Origin of the sequence: Alteromonas sp. McT4-15, assembly GCF_020515205.1 — a bacterium.
Classification (GTDB): Bacteria; Pseudomonadota; Gammaproteobacteria; order Enterobacterales; family Alteromonadaceae; genus Alteromonas.
On record NZ_JAJALG010000011.1, the window covers coordinates 56,268 to 80,602 of the forward strand.

A 24,335-nucleotide genomic window follows, 5' to 3' on the forward strand; every position below is an offset into this window, starting at 1 on the left:
ATTTTGGCTCGGCGTGATAGTATATAAATTAACAAAGTTGTTACACGTTGATTGCCTCATGCCTGTAAAAATATTGATTGCTGACGACCATCCCTTATTTCGTGCAGCGATGTGCCATGCACTAAGTACCATGGCTGATACGGCGCTAGTTGAAGCGTCAACGTTTCCTGAAACCCTCTCTTGCCTTGAAGAAGATGATGCCATTGAACTTGTTTTCCTAGACTTAACTATGCCAGGCAATGAAGGCCTACATGGCTTATCAAGTATTCAAGCCCAGTTCCCAGATGTTCTGGTTGTTATTGTCACCGCTCAGGAGTCAGCTTCATTGGTACAAAAAGCGTTGGCACTTGGCGCCAGTGGGTTTATTCCAAAATCCGCGTCAATAGAGACTATTGTTGAAGCTGTAGAGCAAGTCCTCGATGGTGAAACATGGGCGCCATCTGATTTACAGCAAGAACAGTTTGTAGATGAAATTGATGACTTTCCCAACAAATTGCGTCAATTAACTCCGCATCAACTCAAAGTACTTCGTATGGTATCAGACGGTTTGCTTAACAAGCAGATTGCGTATGAGCTTGCCATCTCTGAATCTACGGTTAAACAGCATGTGTCGGCTGTGCTGAAAAAACTTGGTGTGATTAATAGAACCAAAGCGGGAATTGCGTTTAAAAATGCTATGCAGGTATAGGAAACGGTAATAGAAAACGGCATTCCCTTCATACTTTAGGGTAACAATACATACATTTGCCATTATCTCTACTACGCTTTTTAAAAAACGTGAGAATATAGGAAGCAAAATTGGACAACAACGAAGTTACGCTCGAGGAAAAAGGAGAGCCGCGAGCGTTGTTAACGCAGTTGTTAAAGCCAATGGCTGCTGCTTTTTTTATTCTTTATGCAATGCTGTCGTTAAGTCATTGGTTGTTGCTTACTGATGACTTCAAATGGATCTTGATTGTCACTGCTATCACAACCACCCTGTATAGTTTTATATTAATGCTTATTGCGACACGAATAGACGCAACAAAACAGCGTCTAGGTATTCTATCGCTTCTTGTACTCGGTGCGCTTAACAGTTTTCTTCACTTTTGGCTATCTCAGTCTCCTGAGCAAGCGACCAATATTGTTTTAGTTATCCTTGCTTCAGGCATCGTTTTGTCAAATAGGCGCGATTGGTCAACAGTGATAGCGCTCAACTGGATTGGCTGGCTTTTTGTAAACCTGTCTGTCGACATGCCCATGATGATGCATTTTCTTTTTGCGTTAATCATGGCAACCTTTTTAAGCTGGTTTGCTCACCTTGCAAGACAAAAGTTGATCATCAAGCAGGTTGAATTAGGACGAGAAAGAGATAATGCAATAGCGCATGAATTAAAAGCAAAAGCGGCGAGCGAAGCTAAAAGTACGTTTCTAGCAAATATGAGTCACGAGATCAGAACACCCATGAATGGCGTAATTGGAGTGATAGATGTCATTAGCCGAACCAATTTAGCGAGTACGCAGGCAAAGTTGATAGAGACAGCAAAACGAAGCGCCAATTCGCTAATGATCATCATCAACGATATTCTGGATATCTCAAAAATAGAAGCAGGTGAGTTGAGTCTTGAAAATATTGAGTTTGATATCCTTCAGCTGACAACCGAACTGCAACAAGAGCATAAAGTTCAAGCAGAAAACAAAGCGTTGTGGCTAAGATTTGAACCTCAATCCATTGAGAATAACAACGTTATTGGCGACCCATACCGGCTGAAACAAATTTTCAATAACCTTATTTCAAACGCCTTAAAATTTACAGAAAAAGGCGGCGTTACCATTCGGTATAAAACGATAGCGTGCGAAGATGCAGTGAAATTACAAGTAGAAGTTGTCGATACCGGGATAGGTATAAGCGAGAACGCCATTGCTCATCTTTTTAATCCATTTTCACAAGCAGATAGTTCAACCACAAGAAAGTTCGGTGGTTCTGGGTTAGGACTTGCAATTACCAAGCAATTATGCGAGTTGATGGGCGGCGAGATAACAGTAACTAGTAAACCGAAAGAAGGCTCTGTATTCTCATTTTTTGTAACGTTAATGCCTGCAAAAAATGATGTCAGCAATATCACTAAGCATCCACAATTTTTGCCATCGAACGTCGATGTCGCTTTGTTATTGGTTGAAGATAATGAAATCAACATGCAAGTTATGTTAGCAATTTTAGATAACTTGGGTTGTAAAGTTGACGTCGCGCGGGACGGTAAAGAAGCGTTAGACATATTGTTGAAGACAACTGCGAATGCATACGACCTCATTTTAATGGACTGTCAAATGCCTACTTTAGACGGCTATGAAGCCACTCGTTTGATACGTGCAGGAAAGGCGGGTGACAACGTTAAGAACCTACCTATCGTTGCACTAACCGCAGATGCTATGGAAAGTCAAAAACAGAAGTGTTTTGAAGCGGGAATGAATGACTACCTCACTAAACCCGTCAATGTTGATTTATTAAAGAATGTTTTGGCACCTTACTCAAAAATAAGAGGCAGTATCTAATTCATCCATCAACGACTAAACCGCGTAGAGAACCAATTAACCCAATTTTTGCTTCGCAAAATTTAATCTTCTGATACCGTAACATTTAACGTCAACTGCTTTTACCATTATGAAACAGCAACCAGCTCCTATTCCTCACAGCAAAATGCTAAAAATTATTGAGGCCCAAACTGAGATATCAAAAATCGGATTGGATCTTGGTATGGTTATGTCGCTAACTACTCAAAAAGCGATGGAATTACTTGATGCTGATGGGGCTGTCATTGAACTTGCTGAACAAGGTGACATGGTTTATCGCGCCGCGTCCGGTGTCCTAGCACCCTTTTTGGGATTGAGGTTAGCGCAAAATTCGAGTTTGTCTGGCTTATGCGTCGCACAAGAAGAAATTCTTTATAGCGACGATGTTATGCAAGACGATCGAGTTGATAAAACAGCCTGTAAACGCGTTGGGATAAACTCGATGCTTGTGGTGCCGCTGAAGTATCACGATAGTTGTGTGGGGGTGTTAAAAGTCGCATCTAAAACCACTCAGTTCTTCGGACATTCTGAAACCTACATACTGTCGTTAATCTCAGATATGGTCGCAGCAATCATCTTTCATGCTATTGAGTTTTCCAAGGACGAATTGTACTACAAGGCAACACACGACTCGCTTACTGGTATTGGTAATCGTGCAAAGCACTACGACGACTTGCGCCAAAGACTAGAGCTGGCAAAAAAGAATAACAGTAAGTTTTCGTTAGTGCTGTTTGATATGGATGGGTTAAAAAGCATCAATGACACTTATGGGCACAGCGCAGGAGATGAAGCCATTAAGACCTTTGCCAATTTGTTATCTCAAACCTATAAATCGCAGGGTTTGGTTGCAAGATTAGGCGGGGACGAGTTTGCCGCTATTTTTACTTCGGTTGTGTCGAAAGAGCAAGCACAAAACATAATTAGCGAATTGTTTCGTCAGTTAGCGCGGTCATGGGACTGGCAGGGGCAAACTCTGCAACTACAATCAAGTGCGGGGTACGCAATCTTCCCTGACGATGGCCAAACCGTGAGCACATTGATGGAGGTGGCGGATACGAACATGTACCGTCAAAAAAGAGAAAAACACAAGTCTGAAGGGTAGCGTTTCTACCCCAAACCTTGTTTCAAAAGCCGTTTAAGCGCGGCTGGCTTAGTGGGTTTTGGTAGATACGCCATTCCTAACGAGGCGGCTTCTTCTCTTATTTCATTGCTGCGGTTGGCGGTTATCAGTAAGGTGACGTCAAAAGTTGCACCTTGTTGTTTAAGCGCTTTTACGCATGCTGTACCAGTCTCTCCCGCGTTGAGATGGTAGTCAGCAATCAAAACATCAAAGTGCATTTTTTCTGGCAGGTTGTCTTTTACCCCTTTTATCCACGTCACGCTGGCTCCCCAATCACCTAAAAGTGATTGCATTGCACTGGCAACCTGCTCGTCGTTTTCTATCAACAATATTGTTCGGTTGGTTAAAAATGCTTGGTGGCTTGAAAGCGAACTTGCTGCATCTTCGTCACACTGCTTCACACTTTGTTTAGATAAATGCATCTGGCTATTAGCCGTATTTTGATTAGCCAGTGGAACGTGCACAGAGAAACTGCTCCCTTTATTCAGCTCAGATTTAAGCGTGATACGATGCGCTAACAGGCGACATATTCTATCGACAATAGTGAGCCCTAGACCAATCCCTTCACTGCTATTTTGATTTTCTAACTGATGAAATTCGCTAAAGATATCTTGTTGCTGGTGCGCGGCAATACCGCTACCGGTATCATACACCACTACTTTTATATCTTTATCATCCGAGATTCTTCTAACACCCACTAATACTTTACCTGTATGGGTATAACGAACCGCATTTGAAAGCAGGTTTTGTAACACTCTTCTAAGTAGGTTCTTATCACTATAAACGAAAACTTTTGTGGGCACATAGCGAAGCTGTATGCCTTTTTGATTTGCGATAATGGTGAACTCTTGAACCAGCGAAGACAGCATTTCATCCAGTGAAAATACGGTTTTTTGAGCCTTTAATACGCCGGCGTCTAACTTCGTCATATCAAGAAGCATGGTCAACAGACTTTGCGCGTTGTTCAACGAGTTGACCACGCCTTCAGATAAGCTGGACAGTTCACCGCCCGCTGTTTTTTTGCTCAACATAGACGCGAACAAGGTGGCTGCATTAAACGGCTGCATAAGATCGTGTCCTGCAGCAGCGAGAAACTTTGTTTTGCTGTCGTTGGCCTGCACCGCTTGGCGTTTGGCTTCTTCGAGTTCTGCTGTGCGCTTTACAACGCGAGCTTCTAACTCTGATTTGGCGGTTTCTAATGCCTTTTGAATCGCAATATATTCGGTTATGTCGCTGTAAGTTGTCACATAACCGCCACCTGGAAGTGGGGCACCGTTTAGCTCAATTACTCTGCCATCAGGTTGCTTTCGAATAAATTTATGACGCGTTCCATTAAGCATAAAAGCAACGCGCTTATTTATTTCGTCTTGAATTGCTTGGGACGCTGTTTCGCTTGACATCGAAGTACTAAAAAGGCCGCGCTTGGCATTGTAGTTAAGAATATCGGTAATGGGCATGCCGGCTTTTAAAAAGCCTTTAGGGTAGTTGAAAAGCTCGATATATCTATCGTTCCAGGCCAGAAGTTGAAGTTTCTCGTCAAGCACACTGATCCCTTGCTCGATATTTTGCACTGAGGACTGCAGTACTTCGTGGTTAAACTGAAATGATTGAGAGGCCTCTTCAACCCAATCCACTAGCTCAGGCAGTGCATCACTGCCGGTGTCAGCGACGGCGCCGAGTAAAATACGGGCACTTGGCGCACCTACCTGTGCGGCAAGTAATTTATCAACGCGTTCGATAAGTGCGTGACTGGCGTAACCTCCTGCAAAGGCGCGATCCACATCTACCGATAATTGTTGCGTGAGTTTTTGCTGTGCATCAACGTCAAGCACGCGTTCGGTAAGCGACATCAAGTCCTTCACTTTTACCATAAACCTCGGTGCAGTAGCATGCTGAGTGTTACCTTCGTCGGGCAAGGACGCCTTAGCGTGTGTTGCCAGCGCAACAACAATAAAGGTGGTGCAATTGGCCAGCAACGAATAACCAAACCCAAGGCCTAGGGCCTCGTCAGTAGGAGGCGGGTTAAAATAATAACTGGACAACAAACTTGGGTAGAGTAGAAAAGTACACCAACATATAAAGCCTGCTAGTAGTGCAAGTAAAGCGGCAGCGCGGGTACTCTTTTTCCAATATAGCCCAAACATTAGAACAGGTAAGCATTGCCCTAAAAGCGCAATAGCTAGCACGCCGCTTTTAACAAGCGGAGCGGCTTGACTGATGTTAAGGTGATACCATAACGCGATACTTAACACCACTAACACGGTTAGCCGCCGTATGGTCAATATCTGGTTTGGCTGCATGGTATGGCCAGGTGCTGTTTTTAACCGAGCTTTTAACCACAGCGGCGTAACGACGTTGTTTGAAATCATAATTCCCATGGCCAGTGTGGCTACGATGACCATGCTGGTGGTTGCCGATAGTCCACCGATAAATGCAAATGAAGAGACGGCGATGTTGTTCGCTTGAAGAGGCAAGGCCAATACGTAAGCGTCGGAATTGATACTTGCTGGCAGCAGCATTTTACCCGCCAATGCAATAGGTATGAGAAACAGCGTCATACCCAATAAATAAAGTGGGAACAGCCATCTTGCAGTACGTAGTTCCCCCTCACCATTGTGCTCAACAAAATTCATATGAAATTGGCGGGGCAGCACAAACATAGAGCAAATACCCAATAAAACGTGTGACAAATACACCCATGGTGCACTATCTGCGTAAATGATTTCTCTGGCGGCGTCGTTAAACGAGGCCTTTGCCACGAGATCAAGCACGCCGTCAAAAAGAGAGAAACACACGAAAATACCCACGGCCCACAGTGCGAGCAACTTAATCAAAGATTCGAAGGCAATAGTCAGTAATAGCCCGGGGTGCTTGTCGGTAAGGTTTAAGGAACGGGTACCAAATATGATGGCAAAAAGTGCCATAAGACCTGCTACATAAATGCTCACTTGAGGGTTACTTGATTGTTGATCGCCTGTAATAAGGCTGATGGACTTTGTGATGGCATCAAGCTGAAGCGCAATGTAAGGAATAACCCCGACAAAACATAACAACGTAACGAAGGCCGCAATTAAGTGAGAGTGACGATACTTCAGCGAGATAAGATCGGCCAGCGAACTAATATTATGTTGTTGGCATAAGCGGCTAATATGCAAAACAACCGGAAACGCAAATGCCATGGTTAAGATGATCCCCATGTAGGTGGGAATAATTGCCCAACCGTATTGCGCCGCTTGTGACGTTGTGCCGAAAAAAGCCCAAGAAGTGCAGTGTACACCAAGACCAAGACTGTAAAGGATGGGATGTTGCTGATTATCGCGCAGGCGCTTATCGCCCCAAAACGCGACGGCAAAAAGCGCAAACAAGTACACGCCAACAAGGGTGCCTACTGTCCAAATACTTAACATAAGAAATCCGTGAAAAAACAACAGCTCAGTCAATCTCGAGCACGGTGTTTACATTAACACGCTTTTTACAAGTCGTCGCACGTCAGTACAGACTTTCTGAACAGTACTTTGGTGTTATTTTAATTATTTTAAAATTCATCCACAAAAATAATGTGGATACCCTTGATCGCCCCAAAACTAGCCCCATTAATAACCGCAACAAAGTTATTCCCAATAATTTATACAGTTTTTGGGCATTGCCTAATTAGAAAAACGTTTGGAGGTAGGCATGAGCGATAATCGCGACGTGCAGGCAGAACAAGAGAATACAGTAGATGAAACTGTGCAAGCAGCAGACGCGCAGGTTGACGCAGAAGCGGTTGAAGGTGCTGACGCACCGCTTGATGAAAACGCACAGCGTATTTACGAGCTAGAAACCGCATTGTCTGAGGCGCAAGCCACAGTAAAAGAGCAGCAAGACAGTGTACTTCGTGCCAGAGCCGACGCTGAAAATGCCCGTCGTCGAGCGGAAGGCGAAGTAGAAAAAGCGCGCAAGTTTGCGCTAGAACGCTTTGCTGGCGAACTCCTTCCGGTTATCGATAACCTAGAGCGTGCTATCGAAATGACCGATGCTGAGAACGAAGCTGTGAAGCCGTTGTTGGAAGGCGTGGAAATGACCCACAAAACTTTCTTAAGCACTATTGAGAAATTCGGATTAAGCCTTATTGATCCGCAGGGCGAAACCTTCAACCCTGACTTGCATCAGGCTATGTCGATGCAAGAAAGCGCAGACCACGAGCCGAACACGGTGATGGCGGTTATGCAAAAAGGTTATCAAATTAACGGCCGTTTGTTACGCCCAGCCATGGTAATGGTATCGCGTGCACCAAGCGGTGGTGTGGATACGCAAGCGTAAGTCACGTCTTTTGCGATAAACACACAAAAATGTCAGTTTTTTTAATTGGCAACTATTGAAAAGTTCGGGGAATAACCCCACTAAATGTACAGAATTAAGAAACTTTTTCGGAGACACGAAATGGGTAGAATCATTGGTATCGACTTAGGTACAACGAATTCATGTGTCGCAGTTCTTGACGGCGACAAACCTCGCGTTATTGAAAACGCGGAAGGCGACCGTACAACTCCTTCAATCATCGCTTACACAAACGATGGTGAAACACTTGTAGGTCAATCAGCGAAGCGTCAGGCGGTAACAAACCCTGAAAACACTTTATTCGCTATCAAGCGTTTAATTGGTCGTCGCTTCCAAGACAAAGAAGTACAGCGCGACATCGACATCATGCCTTTCAAAATTGTAAGTGCTGATAACGGTGATGCATGGGTAGAAGCGAAAGGCGAGAAAATGGCGCCACCGCAAATTTCTGCCGAAGTACTTAAGAAAATGAAGAAGACCGCTGAAGATTATCTTGGCGAGCCAGTAACAGGCGCAGTTATCACTGTTCCTGCATACTTCAATGACTCTCAGCGTCAAGCTACAAAAGATGCGGGTCGTATCGCAGGTCTTGAAGTTAAGCGTATTATCAACGAGCCAACTGCTGCTGCTCTTGCCTACGGCATGGACAAAAAGCAAGGCGATAACGTTGTTGCAGTATACGACCTAGGTGGTGGTACATTTGATATCTCTATCATCGAAATTGATGAAGTAGATGGCGAGCACACGTTTGAAGTACTAGCGACTAACGGTGATACACACCTTGGTGGTGAAGACTTCGATAACCGTGTTATCAACTATCTAGTTGAAGAGTTCAAGAAAGATCAAGGCATCGACCTTCGTAAAGATCCGCTTGCTATGCAGCGTCTTAAAGAAGCGGGTGAGAAAGCGAAAATTGAACTATCTTCTTCACAACAGACAGAAGTTAACCTGCCTTACATCACTGCTGATGCGACAGGTCCTAAGCACTTAGCCATTAAGCTTACTCGTGCAAAACTTGAGTCTTTGGTTGAAGACCTAGTGAAAAACTCGCTTAACCCGCTTAAGCAAGCACTAGCCGACTCAGACCTATCTGTAGGCGACATCAACGACATCATCCTTGTGGGTGGTCAAACACGTATGCCGTTAGTACAGAAGTATGTAACTGAGTTCTTCGGCAAAGAGCCACGTAAAGACGTTAACCCTGATGAAGCAGTAGCGGTAGGTGCGGCAATTCAAGGTGGTGTACTTTCTGGTGACGTTAAAGACGTACTACTTCTAGACGTTACGCCTCTGTCTCTAGGTATCGAGACAATGGGTGGTGTAATGACAGCGCTTATCGAGAAGAACACGACTATCCCTACTAAGAAGTCTCAAACGTTCTCGACAGCGGAAGACAACCAGTCTGCGGTAACAGTACACGTACTACAAGGTGAGCGTAAGCAATCAAGCGGCAACAAGTCTCTTGGTCAGTTTAACCTTGAAGGCATTCGTCCAGCAGCGCGCGGTGTGCCGCAAATCGAAGTAACATTCGACCTTGATGCTGATGGTATCCTACACGTGTCTGCGAAAGACAAAGACACAGGTAAAGAGCAGAAGATCACTATCAAAGCTTCTTCAGGCCTAAGTGATGAAGAAGTAGAAAAAATGGTAGCAGACGCAGAAGCGAACAAAGAAGCAGATGCGAAGTTTGAAGAGCTAATTCAAGCGCGTAACCAAGCTGATGGCATGATCCACGCTACGCGTAAGCAGCTTGAAGAAGTTGGCGATGCACTAAGTGCAGAAGACAAAGCGCCAATCGAAGAAGCGCTTACTGCTCTTGAAACAGCGTCAAAAGGCGAAGACAAAGCGGAAATCGAAGCGAAAACGCAAGAACTTATTCAAGCGTCTAGCAAGCTGATGGAAGCTGCGCAAGCACAACAAGCGGCCGCTGGTGGCGCTGAAGGTGCAGAGCAACAAGCGTCTGGTAAAGCAGATGATGACGTTGTTGACGCTGAGTTCGAAGAAGTGAAAGACGACGATAAAAAGTAAGCTGTTGCGAAAGGCCCACTGGATAGTGAGTGGGCTGTTTTTAGCAGTTCAGGCGCAGCAGGAATTTCTTGTTGCGCCTTTGTTGTGTAAATGACTTGGAACATTGAGTTAAAACGTCAGGTTATTTTCACAACAGTCAGATGTAGATTCGGTAGGCGTTAAACGCTTATCGACAAAAAAGTAGGATAAGTGAACGATATGTCGAAACGTGACTACTACGAAGTACTCGGGGTAGATAAGAGCGCAGGCGAACGCGAAATCAAAAAAGCGTATAAAAAGCTGGCGATGAAGTATCACCCTGATCGTACGCAAGGCGATAAAGCACTGGAAGATAAGTTTAAAGAAATCCAGGAAGCCTACGAAATTCTGTCAGATTCGCAAAAACGTGCCGCTTATGACCAGTATGGTCACGCAGGCGTTGATCCAAATCGTGGTGGCGGCGGCTTCGGCGGCGGTGCTGACTTTGGTGATATTTTCGGTGATGTATTTGGTGATATCTTCGGCGGTGGCCGTGGTGGCCGTGGTGGCCGTCAATCTCGTGCCCGTCAAGGCTCAGATCTTCGCTACAACTTGGAGTTGTCGCTAGAGGAAGCTGTGCGCGGCAAGAGCGTAGATATTCGCGTACCAACCCTTGTCGAATGTGACGTATGTGATGGTTCTGGTGCGAAGAAAGGTTCATCGCCAAAAACCTGTCCAACCTGTCATGGTAACGGGCAAGTGCAAATGCGTCAGGGCTTCTTTGCAGTGCAACAGACATGCCCTACATGTTCTGGAAAAGGTAAGATCATTGAAGACCCGTGTGACAGCTGTCACGGCCACGGTCGCAAAGAGAAAACTAAGACCCTTAATGTTAAGATTCCAGCGGGCGTTGACACAGGCGATCGTATCCGTCTTTCAGGCGAAGGTGAAGCCGGCGAAAACGGTGCACCAGCAGGTGACCTTTATGTTCAAGTGCACGTGCGCGACCACGATATTTTCCAGCGCGATGGAAACAACCTGTACTGTGAAGTACCGCTAAGCTTTACAACCGCTGCACTGGGTGGTGAGCTAGAAGTGCCAACACTTGATGGCAAAGTTAAGCTTAAAATTAGCCCAGAAACGCAAACCGGCCGCATGTTCCGCTTGCGCGGCAAAGGCGTTAAGTCAGTACGCAGTGGGGCAATGGGCGACTTGATGTGTAAGGTTGTGGTGGAAACACCAGTAAACCTATCTGCACGCCAAAAAGAATTGCTACAAGAGCTTGAAGACTCGGTTGGCAAGGCATCTGGCAAGCACAGCCCGAAAGCTCAAGGCTTCTTTGATGGTGTGAAGAAGTTCTTTGACGACTTAACTAACTAAGTCTCACCAGCTTACTTTTCGGCCAGCGTAATGAGTTTCCATTTCGCTGGCCAACGCGTCACTTGTAGCGTCCTTTCATCTTAATCGTGTAACCGTTTAACTTAAAACTGCGCAGCGCTATATTTGATTATTCACGTTTTCTTCATCCTCTTTCTCTATACATTTCCCTGATTTACATGCCGTTTTGTCTCAATAGAGCGCATTATCACTTGTGCTATCAAAAAAATTTAGTCACGATGAAAGAATACTATTAACGAGTTTCGTTTTTTAAAGCGAACCGAAACCAAGTGAAAAATAAACCTAAAGGGAACAGGCATGAGACGTTTTTCAAAACTAATGGTAGCCGCTGCTTCTGCGGCAACACTAATTTCAAGTACCGTAGTTGCAAGCGAAGTAACCGAAGCTTCTTCGGCAAAACACGCAAAGGCAGCTACGCAATATCGTCAAGCAATGTTTCAGCTGGTTAGAAGTAATATGGGGCCGCTTGGCGGTATGGCCAAAGGGGCCTTGCCGTTCGATGAAAGCGTTATGCAGACCAATGCGGTGCGCCTAGAGCAATTGGCTGACATGATGGGAGATTACCTCGCTGTTGATACACGAAAATTTGATGTGGAAACAGGTGCGAAAGACGAAATTTGGGAAAGTTTTTCGGATGTAGAAACGAAAATAATGGCATTGAAAAAAGCGTCACAAGGGCTACAAGCAGCCGTTAAAGCGGGCGATGAGAGTGCTTATCGTGGTGCCATCGGAAAAATTGGAGCAAGCTGCAAATCGTGCCACGACGATTATAAAAAAGACTGACTCTCTTTATAAAAGGCGACTTACAAAAAATAGCTAAGGCGCCTTTTTGCTCACTAGCTTTACTCACTTTACTCAAATTCCTATTTTAGTCTTATAGCGTTCGTACAATGCTGTAGTGATTATTGCGTCTCTCTCAACGTCTGCACGTTTACTCTTTTATTTATTAAGTGAAATGAACATTGTTTTCATTATTGCTGGAATATTGAACAGTTTTTCAGTAATGTCTTAATCTATTCGATGGCGTTTCTTTTCCTATTCGCTTGTTGCCTTTAGCCCGCAAGTGTCTTTGTTCCGGATGCTGTACTGCGCCGAATGTTTTGCTACAACATAAGCAAGTATTCGAAAGGTTGGCATAGATGGATTTACGCAGTAAACGCATGTTGATGAACATGCAAAGTTCACCACAACAGTTCAACAGGCTTCTTGATAACACTAAGCAGCGAGCCGATGCTCGTTGTGTATTGTTTGCGTCTATCAACCCACATAACGGAAATGCAACTATCATTGAAACAGACAGTGAATATGCTTTTTTAGAGGGCGATGTAATTAAATGTCCAATGCATGTCAGTTTAATGGTATCAATGACCACACTCAGTGCGCCCATCTCCGCATGCGACTTTGCGCTACCGGAGGTGTTACAGCAATTCTCAGATGGCTTTATCGTCATCGCATCAATTAGCAACCTTCAAAATGAAGTTGTGGGTGTATTACTTTCTTTTTTCAAAACGCCATTTCTTAACGCACACCAGCAAGATTATGTCGATATTGCAAGACAAAAAGTTGAAATAGGCCTTCATTATCAATTGTCGCAACATCCTTATTCTGAGCGTTTGGAAACTCAGATTAATTTATTAGAAGAAGTTAGTTCACTTTCTAGAGTGGGGGCGTGGGAGGTAGACCGACTCTCTGGCGTGCTAACGGCCACTTCAGTGACTAAGGACCTGTTAGGACTAGAGCATTTGTCGAAAATTAACATAAGACGTGCATTCGACTTTTTTGATAGCGATACGCGTCAGCAGTTGCGTAAACTATTACACAAAGCGATTAGACGGGATAAATCGTTTGTGCATTACTTCAATTTTGTTAACGCAAAAGGTCAGCGCAAGAGCGTTAAACTTACTACGCATTTGCAGTACTCAACTGAAAGAGCACAACGAGGAAGAGTTTCACGTCTGTATGGCGCAATTCAAGACGACTCTGATGTTCAAAGGTTGTCTGAATCTCAACAGAACTTTGCAGAATACATGGCCTCGCTTTTAAATAGTGCCCAGGTCGTAGTGATGAGTTTTGATAAATCCGGCACGATATTGTCAGTAAACAATCGCGTAGATAGCATGCTCGGGTTCAAGCCTGAGGATTTGATTGGGCAAGATGTGAGGTTGCTGATCACTTATCGCAAAGATGCACAACAACGCTCAATACTTCTTTCAAATGCCACAGAAGAGCAACAATGTTTGCCAAACTGTGGTTCAATTGAGCCAATACGTCATAAAAGTGGTCGGCGAATAGCTTGTGAGATACGAGTGGTCCACAACACTATCCATAACCAGAATATTTCAATAGCAACCATTAGCGACGCTACGACTCACATTCACCAATTGGAGCATTTAAAAGAGCTAGCGTTTAGAGAAAGTGTAACGGGTTTACAAAACACCCACTTGCTTACTCACTATATAAATGAATTAAACCTCTCATCTGAACAACTGAAGTCTCATTGTGCCTGCTTACGGGTGTCAGTGAAAAATACCGAAGAATATGAGCGCGCTTACGGCCAGCCAACCGTGGGATACATACTGCGGGTATTTGCACAGCGTCTCCATCGCGTTTTTGAAAATAACCCGAATCAAGACTACCTGTTATGTAAGGCCGAAGGCAGCACATTTTATCTGTTTATAAAGGCATTTTTTCACTCAGAAGAAGAGGCAACACATGCTATTGATACAGCCTATATGCTCTTGCAGGAACATGTTTTGCTACCAGTCAATATGCATAATGACCTATTGAAAGTGCATGCCCAATTATCAAGTTGCACTTTATTGTACCGACATTTGTCCAGTAGGAAGTTGTTTGATTTGTTATGCGACAGACCAGATAGACGCTACTTTCCCCTCAAGGATTGTGTTATTTCAGCTGAATATTGTCGTGTTAATAACCTTGACGTTGAGCGCCACAACTACATAAAGCATTCCTTTAACCGCGCACTGGCACAAGGCGAGTTTTTCATTGAACTTCAACCGCAATACAATGACGATCAAAAGCTTACTAAGTCAGAAGTGTTGGTGAGGTGGAAACATCCACAATTAGGCGTGATGTTCCCACAAGACTTCATTACTATTGCCGAAGAGTGCGACTACATCGCCGACCTTGATTTATGGGTGTGTAATGCGGCGTGTGAACTGCTCAGTGAGTGTATAGAGAATGGCGCAGAAACGTTACTATCGCTCAATTTAAGCGCGCGACATCTAGCGCGGGGTGACTTCATTTGTAAGTTCATTGCAATCGTTGATAAATGGAAATTGCCTCGTAAGTTACTCTCTTTAGAGCTGAGAGAAAGTGCTTTGGTTGACAGCGTTAACACCATACAAGCCAGAGTATATGAATTAGTCAATTTAGGCTTTTTTGTTTCCATCGACGATTTCGGTACCGTAAATGCTAACTTCAATATACTGCAGACGTTGCCGCTAACAGAAATTAAAGTACACAAAAAGTTTATAGCTAATTTGGCAAGTTCTACATCTGATCGGTTGGCGGTAAAGCACTTTTGTTATCTTGCACGTACTTTGCGCCTAAACGTAGTGGCGTCAGGTGTAGAGAATGAAGAACAACTTAGCCATGCAAAACAATGTGGCTGCATCGCATTTCAAGGCTACTTTCTTGATAAGCCCATGGGCGTTTCACAGTGGAAAGATAAGTTTCAGTTCTCAATAGTACAATGACCCTTTCATTGCGCGGCTAGTGTGAATCACGTTTTCCTAAGACAAACGAAGTACAGTATCAGCGAAGTGTTTATAACGACTGTTTTCGTAAAAGTAATCAATTAATTTTCATTTTTTTCAACGGTTTGTCGACTATAAGCCTGAAGTCTTATAAGCAGTATTGAACGATCCGTTGTAGTGTTTTAGTAAACCCTACAATGGATATGGTTATGAACTATAAAAATGAATACCTTGCCTCTACCAATTCATCTGATGACTTCTGGTTAGAAAAGTCTGGTGCGCTAGCGTGGTTCAGCAAACCACAAAAAGGCTGCACATCGTCTTCAAATGGCTATTTTGATTGGTTTAAGGGCGGCAAGCTTAATACCAGCTATCTGGCACTCGATCATCACGTTAAGGAAGGGCGCGGTGACAAGACCGCGCTTATCTACGACTCGCCAGTGACAAACACAGTTGCGCACTATACCTACGAAGCGCTCTTAAATGAGGTGGCAACATTTGCGGGGGCCTTAACAAGGCTCAATGTGGGCAAGGGTGATAGAGTTATTATTTATATGCCTATGATCCCACAAGCAGCAATTGCAATGCTGGCCTGTGCCCGAATAGGGGCCATTCACTCAGTTGTATTTGGTGGATTCGCATCAAATGAACTGGCTGTTCGAATTGATGATGCAACGCCAAAACTCATTGTTACGGCTTCTTGTGGTATTGAAGGCAAGAAGCTACTGCCTTACAAACCACTTGTTGATGAAGCAATTCAGTTAGCGACACATAAGCCAAATGGATGCATTCTTTTTCAGCGCCCTCAGCACAAAGCTAAACTCGATACGGGATACGACCACGATTGGGATTATCTTATGTCTACAAGCGAGGCCGTAGCGGCCACTGAACTTGATTCAACTGATCCGCTTTACGTACTCTACACTTCAGGCACAACCGGAAAGCCCAAAGGGGTAGTACGCGACAATGGGGGGCACGCGGTAGCCCTGAACTATTCTATGGAGGCCATTTACGGCATTGACCAAAATGACGTGTTCTGGGCTGCATCTGATGTGGGTTGGGTTGTGGGGCATTCTTATATTGTTTATGGACCGCTAATTAAAGGTGCGACCACGGTTATGTATGAAGGCAAGCCAGTGGGTACTCCCGATGCTGGGGCATTTTGGCGGATGGTGGAAGCCCACCGTATCAATGTCTTATTTGCAGCCCCTACCGCCTTTCGCGCAATTCGAAAAGAAGATCCCGAAGCTTCTTTCATTGAACAATACGACATCTCAAGTTTACGTACGCTGTTCATGGCTGGCGAACGGCTCGATCCTCCTACTTATTATTGGGCCCATGAGAAAGTGGGCGTTCCTGTTATTGATCACTGGTGGCAAACAGAAACGGGCTGGCCAATTTGCTCAAATCCCATGGGAATTGAAGCCAAGCAAACTAAACCGGGCTCGTCGAGTGTTCCCACTCCTGGTTTTAATGTAAAAGTACTACAAAGTGCTACTCAAGAGCAGGAGAGGGGAGAAAAAGGTGCTATCGCAATTCAATTACCACTACCGCCTGGCTGCATGATGACAATTTGGCAGGATCATGAGAGGTTTGTTGATGGTTACCTGCGAGAATTTGAGGGCTACTACAGTACAGGTGACAACGGCTATATTGATGAAGACGGTTTTGTCTTTATCATGGGACGTACCGACGATGTCATAAACGTGGCAGGCCATCGCCTATCAACAGGAGAAATGGAAGAAGTCCTTGCAGCGCACCCTGCTGTGGCAGAATGCAGTGTTATTGGGATCCACGATGCACTTAAAGGACAAATGCCGGTGGGACTAGTATTGCTCAAAGATGGTGTCAATATTAATGAAGCGGAGTTAGAAAAAGAACTGATTACTCGTGTAAGAGAGACCATTGGACCCGTTGCTAGTTTCAAAAGAGCCATTGTCGTCAATCGATTACCCAAAACGCGCTCAGGTAAAATTTTACGCAAACTACTTAGACAAATAGCCGCCAATGAGTCGGTAACTGTACCGTCTACTATTGACGACCCTGCCAGCGTTAGCGAAATAACCTCGCTTATGAAAGAGAAAGGTTTGGTATTAAACGCCGAATAAATGGTTAGTAATAATAGTACTCACCTGCACCCGGTGTTGGTGGGTACACCTCTATAGCAACATAGACGATTGCTGCCGCGACTATGGCAACAACCAATGCCAAACGCATACGGGAATGAAAAATGCCGAGGTCTCGTGTTTCTTTGGCACCATCTATCATGGGCGGTACAAGTTTTTGCTTTTTGTAGATTGTGTAAAACACAACGGCTGCGATGTGCAGACCAATAACGTAAAGCAATGCATCAAAGGCTACGTGATGTATTGTGCTCATTATCGCTAACGTCTCTTCGTCAGCTAACTGGCGGTAGGGACCGTCGAGAAATACATCGTCGGTCATATACAACCCTGAAATGGCTTGAACCGCCACTAGCAGCAACATAACAATAACAAACCAGCCACCAAGCGGGTTATGACCGAGAGATTCTGGTGAATCTTTATCAAAAAGTGTTTTTGCGTAGCGCCAAACCGCGCGAGGCCCTTTCACGAAACTGGCAAACCTGGCGTGTTCGGTTCCAATTATGCCCCACATCGCCCTAAACGTAATAAGAAATAGCGTGAAATAACCAATATAAAAATGCCACTGAATGGCATTATCGAGCCATTCGACCGTCATATACTGCGCAATAAGACTTACTACTAACAACCAGTGAAATGCACGTGTGGGCAAATCCCAAATAAGCACTTTTTCCATATAAAGTTCTTCAACCCCAATAAATAAACCACCATCTTACCTAAAATATGGGGCTATTAAACTGGTTTAAAGGGTAGCTTTTTGCTTTATGGTTGGCTTGCGGGCAAACAAACCAACCCGTACCATCGGCATTAATATATCTAATACCATAATCACATTGCATTAGGCTCGGTATTTGGCACAATGCCAGCAAGTTTGAAGGTAATGAATAAGTGTAAGCATAATGATGAAAGTAGGATTATTTGGCGCCAACGGGCGTATGGGACGCGTGCTGATAGAGGCACTTGACTTAAGTGACAATGCAGAACTTAGTGTCGCTACGGTAAGAGATGACTCGCCTTGGGTTGGCATGAATGTGGGTGAACTCGCGGGAATTGGTAAAAAAGAGGTAGATTGCACTGCGGTTTCATTGCTGTCAGGAGATGACGCCGATGTAATGATTGATTTCACGCTCCCATCGATTATTGAAAACAATTTAGCGTGGTGTGTGAGACATAAGATGCCTGTAGTGATAGGCACAACTGGCCTTAATGATGAGCAGTTAGCCGCGTTAAAAGATGCAGCGAAGCACATTCCCATTGTGTTTGCTGCTAATTACAGTGTTGGCGTCAATCTCATGTTGTCATTGGTTCGTCAAGCCGCAAGCGTACTAGGTAATACGGCCGACATTGAGATTACAGAAGCCCATCACAGATTTAAGCAAGACGCACCTTCGGGTACGGCAATGGCAATTGGTGAAGCTATTGCAGATGAGTTAGGAAGAGACCTAAAGATGTGTGCGGTATACGGTAGAGAAGGAAAAGAGCCAGAGCGCGATCAAGGAACAATCGGCTTTGCAACTGTCAGGGCAGGGGACATTGTAGGTGAGCATACTGCGCTTTTTGCCGACATCGGTGAGCGATTAGAAATAACGCATAAGGCTTCAAGTCGATTAACTTTTGCGAAAGGTGCTGTTCATGCTGCGCAATGGTTGTATGGCAAGGAACCTGGTCTATACTCCATGGTGGATGTACTTAATTTAAAGGTGTAACACCTCTAGCAGATAACGCTTGTAATGAGTAGTTGTCGAATAAGTTAGCCTAAAGTTGCACTATTAATGAGCAATAAGCCGTACTTTCGATGGTTCTGAGCAAAAAAGGTGATAAAAGCGTTATTTTGATAAATTATTGCAAATAAATTTGCCATTTTCGATGAGTGATGTATACTCGCCGGAATTTGCCAGAATTTCGTATTCTTAAGTCTTATAAATGGCTGAAGAGTGCGGTTTTATTAGCTGCAAAGATCGTAAAACGGGATGTATTGTTATCAATAACTCCCGTTTTTTGTGGGGTTTGTGCGAAAAACTGCACAAACACATAGTTATCCTTAATCTGGAGGTTGACTTGGCTAATTCTGCCCTTTTGGTGTTAGAGGATGGTTCTGTTTTTAAAGGTACGGCGATAGGCGCTACAGGCTCCGCCGTCGGGGAAGTCGTTTTTAATACTTCCATGACTGGCTATCAAGAAATTCTCACCGACCCATCCTACGCTGAACAAATCATCACCCTTACTTATCCACACATTGGCAACACCGGCACTAACGACGAAGACGTTGAAGCAGATAAAATCTGGTCAAAAGGTCTTATCATTCGTGACCTACCTCTTGTTGCTAGTAACTTTCGTCAACAGCAAACATTGTCTGAATACCTAAAAGCGAAAGGCGTTGTGGGTATTGCTGATATAGATACACGCCGTTTAACGCGTATCTTGCGAGACAAAGGTGCACAAAATGGCTGCATCATTTGTACTGATGAATTAGACGAGTCTAGCGCATTAGCGCAAGCAAAAGCTTTCCCTGGCCTTAAAGGCATGGATTTGGCAAAAGTAGTAAGCATTACTGAGCCAAAAACATGGACTGAAGGTAGCTGGGAACTTGGTAAAGGTTATGTCACGCCAAGTGAAACAAAATACCACGTTGTAGCTTACGATTTTGGTGTTAAAAACAACATTCTTCGCATGCTTGCTGACCGCGGTTGTAAAGTAACCTTGGTACCTGCACAAACGCCTGCCGAAGGTGTGTTAGCCATGAATCCAGATGGCGTATTCTTGTCAAATGGCCCGGGCGACCCTGAGCCTTGTGATTACGCGATTACGGCTATTAAAACCATTGTTGAGACTGGCATTCCTGTTTTTGGAATCTGTCTTGGTCACCAGTTACTTGCCCTAGCAAGTGGTGCAACAACAGTGAAAATGAAATTCGGTCACCATGGTGCAAACCACCCGGTTAAAGACCTCAAGCGTAATGTAGTTATGATCACCAGCCAAAACCACGGTTTCGCTGTTGATGAGTCTAGCTTGCCAGATAACCTAGAAGTAACTCACATTTCGTTGTTCGACAAGTCGTTGCAAGGTATTCACCGCACCGACAAGCCTGCGTTTAGCTTCCAAGGTCACCCTGAAGCAAGCCCAGGTCCACATGAAGCGGCACCGTTATTTGACCACTTCATTGAACTCATTGAACAACACAAGCAGTAGGAATTAGCCCGCTATGCCAAAACGTACCGACATAAAAAGTATTCTTATCATTGGTGCTGGCCCTATTGTTATTGGCCAGGCTTGTGAATTTGACTATTCAGGCGCGCAAGCGTGTAAAGCCCTTCGCGAAGAAGGCTACCGTGTTATTTTGGTGAACTCTAACCCAGCCACCATTATGACCGACCCAGAAATGGCAGATGCAACGTACATCGAGCCAATTCACTGGGAAGTAGTGCGCAAGATTATTGAAAAAGAACGTCCAGACGCGATCCTTCCAACTATGGGTGGTCAAACGGCACTTAACTGTGCGTTAGACTTAGACAAACATGGTGTTTTGGAAGAGTTCGGTTGTGAGCTTATCGGTGCGACGGCAGATGCTATCGATAAAGCGGAAAACCGCGAGCGTTTTGACCAAGCGATGAAAAACATCGGCCTTGAATGTCCTCGTGCGGAAATCGCGCACAGCATGGATGAAGCGCACGATGTTCTAAGCCGCATTGGTTTCCCTTGTATTATTCGTCCGTCTTTCACCATGGGCGGAACCGGCGGTGGTATCGCGTACAACATTGATGAATTTAATGAAATTTGCCACCGTGGCCTTGACCTTTCACCTACTAGCGAACTGCTTATAGATGAGTCGTTACTAGGCTGGAAAGAGTACGAAATGGAAGTGGTACGCGATAAAGCAGATAACTGCATTATTGTATGTACTATCGAAAACTTCGACCCTATGGGTGTTCACACCGGTGACTCTATCACTGTAGCACCAGCACAGACGCTAACCGACAAAGAATTCCAGCTAATGCGTAATGCAGCCATGGCTGTACTGCGCGAGATTGGTGTTGAAACCGGAGGTTCAAACGTACAGTTTGGTGTAGATCCTAAAACAGGTCGTATGGTTATCATCGAGATGAATCCGCGCGTATCGCGTTCATCAGCACTAGCGTCTAAAGCGACGGGTTTCCCAATTGCAAAAGTGGCAGCAAAACTAGCAATCGGTTACACACTAGATGAACTCGCGAACGATATCACAGGTGGATTAACACCTGCGTCGTTCGAGCCTTCAATTGACTACGTTGTGACTAAGATCCCACGCTTTAACTTTGAGAAGTTCGCTGGTGCAAACGACCGTCTAACGACTCAAATGAAGTCGGTAGGTGAGGTTATGGCCATTGGCCGTAACCAGCAAGAGTCACTGCAAAAAGCCCTTCGCGGCCTAGAAGTAGGCGCAACTGGCTTAAACCCAATGGTAGACCTTGACGACCCAGAGTCGCGCAACAAGGTTGTTTACGAACTACGACAGCCTGGCGCAGAACGTATTTGGTACATCGGTGATGCATTCCGTATGGGTATGACGGTTGACGAGGTATTTAACCTTACCAACATTGACCGCTGGTACTTAGTACAGCTTGAAGACCTTATTCTTCTTGAAGCTAAAGTGGCCGAACTTGGTTTACCTGGTATTGATGCAGAGCTAATGCGTTCACTTAAGCGTAAAGGCTTCTCTGATACGCGTCTTGCTGAGCTTACCAAAGTAGCAGAAAGCGATGTTCGTGAAACGCGCCGTGGCTTTGGCATTTCACCAGTATACAAGCGGGTAGATACCTGTGCGGCAGAGTTCTCAACTAGCACGGCTTACATGTACTCAACGTACGACGAAGAGTGTGAAGCAGCGCCAACAGATAACGACAAGATCATGGTATTGGGCGGTGGTCCAAACCGTATCGGACAGGGCATCGAATTCGATTATTGCTGTGTTCACGCTGCACTCTCTATGCGCGAAGACGGCTACGAAACTATCATGGTTAACTGTAACCCTGAAACCGTTTCAACCGACTACGACACGTCAGATCGTTTGTACTTCGAGCCCGTAACCCTTGAAGACGTGCTTGAGATTGTCGCGAAAGAAAACCCGAAAGGCGTTATCGTGCAGTACGGTGGTCAAACACCACTTAAACTAGCACGCGCACTTGAAGCGGCAGGGGTACCCATTATTGGCACTTCACCTGAAGCTATTGACCGCGCTGAAGACCGTGAGCGTTTCCAGCAAATGGTGAACAAGCTTAACCTTAAGCAGCCAGCTAACGCGACGGTAACTAACGTTGAGCAAGCCCTAGCAATGGCTGAAGAAATTGGCTTCCCGCTAGTTGTTCGCCCAAGTTACGTACTAGGCGGTCGCGCGATGGAAATCGTATACGACATTAAAGACCTGAAGCGCTACTTAAACGAAGCGGTAAAAGTGTCTAACGACGCCCCTGTATTGCTTGACCGTTTCCTAGACGATGCCATTGAAGTTGATATCGACGCGATTTGCGACGGTAAAGAAGTGGTTATCGGCGGAATTATGGAGCACATCGAACAAGCGGGTGTTCACTCTGGTGACTCTGCATGTTCACTGCCTCCTCACTCACTGTCTAAAGAGATTCAGGACGTAATGCGTGAGCAAGTTAAAGCCATGGCGCTTGAACTTGGCGTAGTGGGCTTGATGAATACACAGTTCGCCATTAAAGACGGTGAAGTGTACCTAATCGAGGTAAACCCACGCGCAGCGCGTACCGTTCCGTTTGTGTCTAAAGCCACTGGTATTCCACTTGCGAAAGTGGCTGCACGTGCAATGGCAGGTGTTAGCTTGGCAGAGCAGGGTGTAACTGAAGAAGTCATTCCTCCTTTCTACTCAGTGAAAGAAGTGGTACTTCCGTTTGCTAAGTTCCAAGGTGTAGACCCACTACTAGGCCCAGAAATGCGCTCTACGGGTGAGGTAATGGGTGTAGGCGATACGTTTGAAGAAGCTTACGCTAAAGCAAACCTAGGCGCTGGTGCTCCGCTTCCGAAAGAGGGTAAAGCACTTATTTCGGTTCGTGATAACGACAAACCTCGTATGATTGAACTGGCAAAAGCACTTGTAGATGCTGGCTTCAAAATTGAAGCGACACGCGGTACCGCAACTACGCTATATGATGCAGGCATCATGAGCACCGTTGTGAATAAAATGTCTGAAGGTCGACCAAACATTGTTGATGCAATCAAAAACGGTGAATACGCCTATTTGATTAACACAACTGAAGGTCGCCAAGCCATCACTGACTCGGTTTACATTCGTCGTGAAGCGTTACTTAATAAAGTAACCTACACAACTACCATGAATGCCGCATTTGCGACTATTCGTGCGAAGTCGGCTGATGACCGCAATAAAGTAGCATCGGTTCAAGAACTACACGCTAGAATCAAACACTAATGACATACGCTAGGATACGAGGTATCCTAGTTGTATTACATTTGTGTGAATGAATAAAAAGTGCGCCTATGCGGCGCACTTTTCTGTTTTAAATTACTAGTTAGGCGAGACTGTATTCATGAGTCAGTATCCAATGACAGCGCGTGGCGCTCAAATGCTGCGTGACGAATTAAACGAACTTAAAACTAAAACCCGTCCGCGTATTATCGAATCGATTGCTGAAGCGCGCGAGCACGGCGATCTTAAAGAGAATGCCGAGTATCACGCTGCTCGTGAACAGCAAAGCTTTTGTGAAGGCCGTATTCAGGATATTGAAGGCAAGCTTTCTAATGCTCAGATAATCGACGTTACAAAGATGGAGAACACAGGCAAGGTCATTTTTGGCACTACTGTTACAATTTTGAACGTCGATACTGATGAAGAAACGACATACCGCATAGTCGGCGATGATGAAGCTGATATTAAAAACAACCTGATATCGGTCAATTCACCAATAGCCCGTGGCCTTATCGGTAAAGAACTTGATGACATGGTAACTATTCAAACGCCAGCAGGTGCAGTAGAAGTTGAAATCATCGAAGTAGAATACATTTAGTTATACTCTGCTTGTCCTAAACAAAAAACGTCATTAATTCGCATTAGTGGCGTTTTTTTTCATCTATACCTAAATAAAATAATAATTTAGCTAATTCATC

At 44.8% G+C, this 24,335-nt stretch carries 15 protein-coding genes; 13 read left to right on the forward strand and 2 right to left on the reverse strand.

Annotation, left to right across the window (positions count from 1 at the left end; translation table 11 throughout):
• The first annotated feature begins 58 nt into the window (after positions 1-58).
• From LHL20_RS10335 to LHL20_RS10345, 3 genes are all read left to right on the forward strand, one after another.
• On the forward strand, positions 59-688 hold the full coding sequence (locus LHL20_RS10335) for a response regulator (protein WP_226433251.1): 630 nt from the start codon (positions 59-61) through the stop codon (positions 686-688).
• A 110-nt stretch (positions 689-798) separates the two neighbouring features.
• On the forward strand, positions 799-2,532 hold the full coding sequence (locus LHL20_RS10340) for an ATP-binding protein (protein ID WP_226433252.1): 1,734 nt from the start codon (positions 799-801) through the stop codon (positions 2,530-2,532).
• 109 nt (positions 2,533-2,641) lie between these two features.
• Positions 2,642-3,652 (forward strand): sensor domain-containing diguanylate cyclase, encoded by a 1,011-nt coding sequence (locus LHL20_RS10345; protein ID WP_226433253.1) that lies wholly within the window; start codon positions 2,642-2,644, stop codon positions 3,650-3,652.
• Positions 3,653-3,657: 5 nt separating this feature from the next.
• Here the strand turns inward: LHL20_RS10345 and LHL20_RS10350 are convergent, their stop codons facing one another.
• Positions 3,658-7,077, reverse strand: coding sequence for a hybrid sensor histidine kinase/response regulator (locus LHL20_RS10350; RefSeq protein WP_226433254.1), 3,420 nt, complete (start codon positions 7,075-7,077; stop codon positions 3,658-3,660).
• Positions 7,078-7,345: 268 nt separating this feature from the next.
• Between LHL20_RS10350 and grpE the strand changes: the two genes are divergently transcribed.
• The 6 genes from grpE to LHL20_RS10380 all read left to right on the forward strand — a co-directional run bounded on the left by grpE (position 7,346) and on the right by LHL20_RS10380 (position 17,201).
• The gene (gene grpE, locus LHL20_RS10355) at positions 7,346-7,972 is read left to right on the forward strand and encodes a nucleotide exchange factor GrpE (protein WP_202264795.1); all 627 of its coding nucleotides are present in this window, start codon (positions 7,346-7,348) and stop codon (positions 7,970-7,972) included.
• Between the two features lie 120 nt (positions 7,973-8,092).
• Positions 8,093-10,018, forward strand: coding sequence for a molecular chaperone DnaK (dnaK, locus tag LHL20_RS10360; protein WP_226433255.1), 1,926 nt, complete (start codon positions 8,093-8,095; stop codon positions 10,016-10,018).
• A 198-nt stretch (positions 10,019-10,216) separates the two neighbouring features.
• A complete protein-coding gene (dnaJ, locus tag LHL20_RS10365) occupies positions 10,217-11,356 on the forward strand; it encodes a molecular chaperone DnaJ (protein ID WP_226433256.1) in 1,140 nt (379 codons plus the stop codon).
• 315 nt (positions 11,357-11,671) lie between these two features.
• Entirely contained in the window at positions 11,672-12,157 is a 486-nt protein-coding gene (locus tag LHL20_RS10370) for a c-type cytochrome (RefSeq protein WP_226433257.1), read from the forward strand.
• Between the two features lie 356 nt (positions 12,158-12,513).
• Positions 12,514-15,093, forward strand: coding sequence for a bifunctional diguanylate cyclase/phosphodiesterase (locus tag LHL20_RS10375; RefSeq protein ID WP_226433258.1), 2,580 nt, complete (start codon positions 12,514-12,516; stop codon positions 15,091-15,093).
• Between the two features lie 209 nt (positions 15,094-15,302).
• Positions 15,303-17,201, forward strand: coding sequence for a propionyl-CoA synthetase (locus LHL20_RS10380; protein WP_226433259.1), 1,899 nt, complete (start codon positions 15,303-15,305; stop codon positions 17,199-17,201).
• 4 nt (positions 17,202-17,205) lie between these two features.
• Here LHL20_RS10380 and LHL20_RS10385 read toward each other — a convergent pair whose 3' ends face one another.
• Complete coding sequence (locus LHL20_RS10385; RefSeq protein WP_226433260.1) at positions 17,206-17,892, reverse strand: cytochrome b/b6 domain-containing protein; 687 nt, start codon at positions 17,890-17,892, stop codon at positions 17,206-17,208.
• Between the two features lie 226 nt (positions 17,893-18,118).
• Here LHL20_RS10385 and dapB point away from each other — a divergent pair, with 226 nt between their 5' ends.
• The 4 genes from dapB (at position 18,119) to greA (ending at position 24,235) form a co-directional block, all read left to right on the forward strand.
• The gene (gene dapB / locus LHL20_RS10390) at positions 18,119-18,922 is read left to right on the forward strand and encodes a 4-hydroxy-tetrahydrodipicolinate reductase (RefSeq protein WP_226433290.1); all 804 of its coding nucleotides are present in this window, start codon (positions 18,119-18,121) and stop codon (positions 18,920-18,922) included.
• A 352-nt stretch (positions 18,923-19,274) separates the two neighbouring features.
• On the forward strand, positions 19,275-20,405 hold the full coding sequence (carA, locus tag LHL20_RS10395) for a glutamine-hydrolyzing carbamoyl-phosphate synthase small subunit (RefSeq protein ID WP_226433261.1): 1,131 nt from the start codon (positions 19,275-19,277) through the stop codon (positions 20,403-20,405).
• Between the two features lie 13 nt (positions 20,406-20,418).
• The gene (gene carB / locus LHL20_RS10400) at positions 20,419-23,640 is read left to right on the forward strand and encodes a carbamoyl-phosphate synthase large subunit (RefSeq protein ID WP_226433262.1); all 3,222 of its coding nucleotides are present in this window, start codon (positions 20,419-20,421) and stop codon (positions 23,638-23,640) included.
• 118 nt (positions 23,641-23,758) lie between these two features.
• Entirely contained in the window at positions 23,759-24,235 is a 477-nt protein-coding gene (gene greA, locus LHL20_RS10405) for a transcription elongation factor GreA (RefSeq protein ID WP_014948981.1), read from the forward strand.
• Positions 24,236-24,335 lie beyond the last annotated feature (100 nt).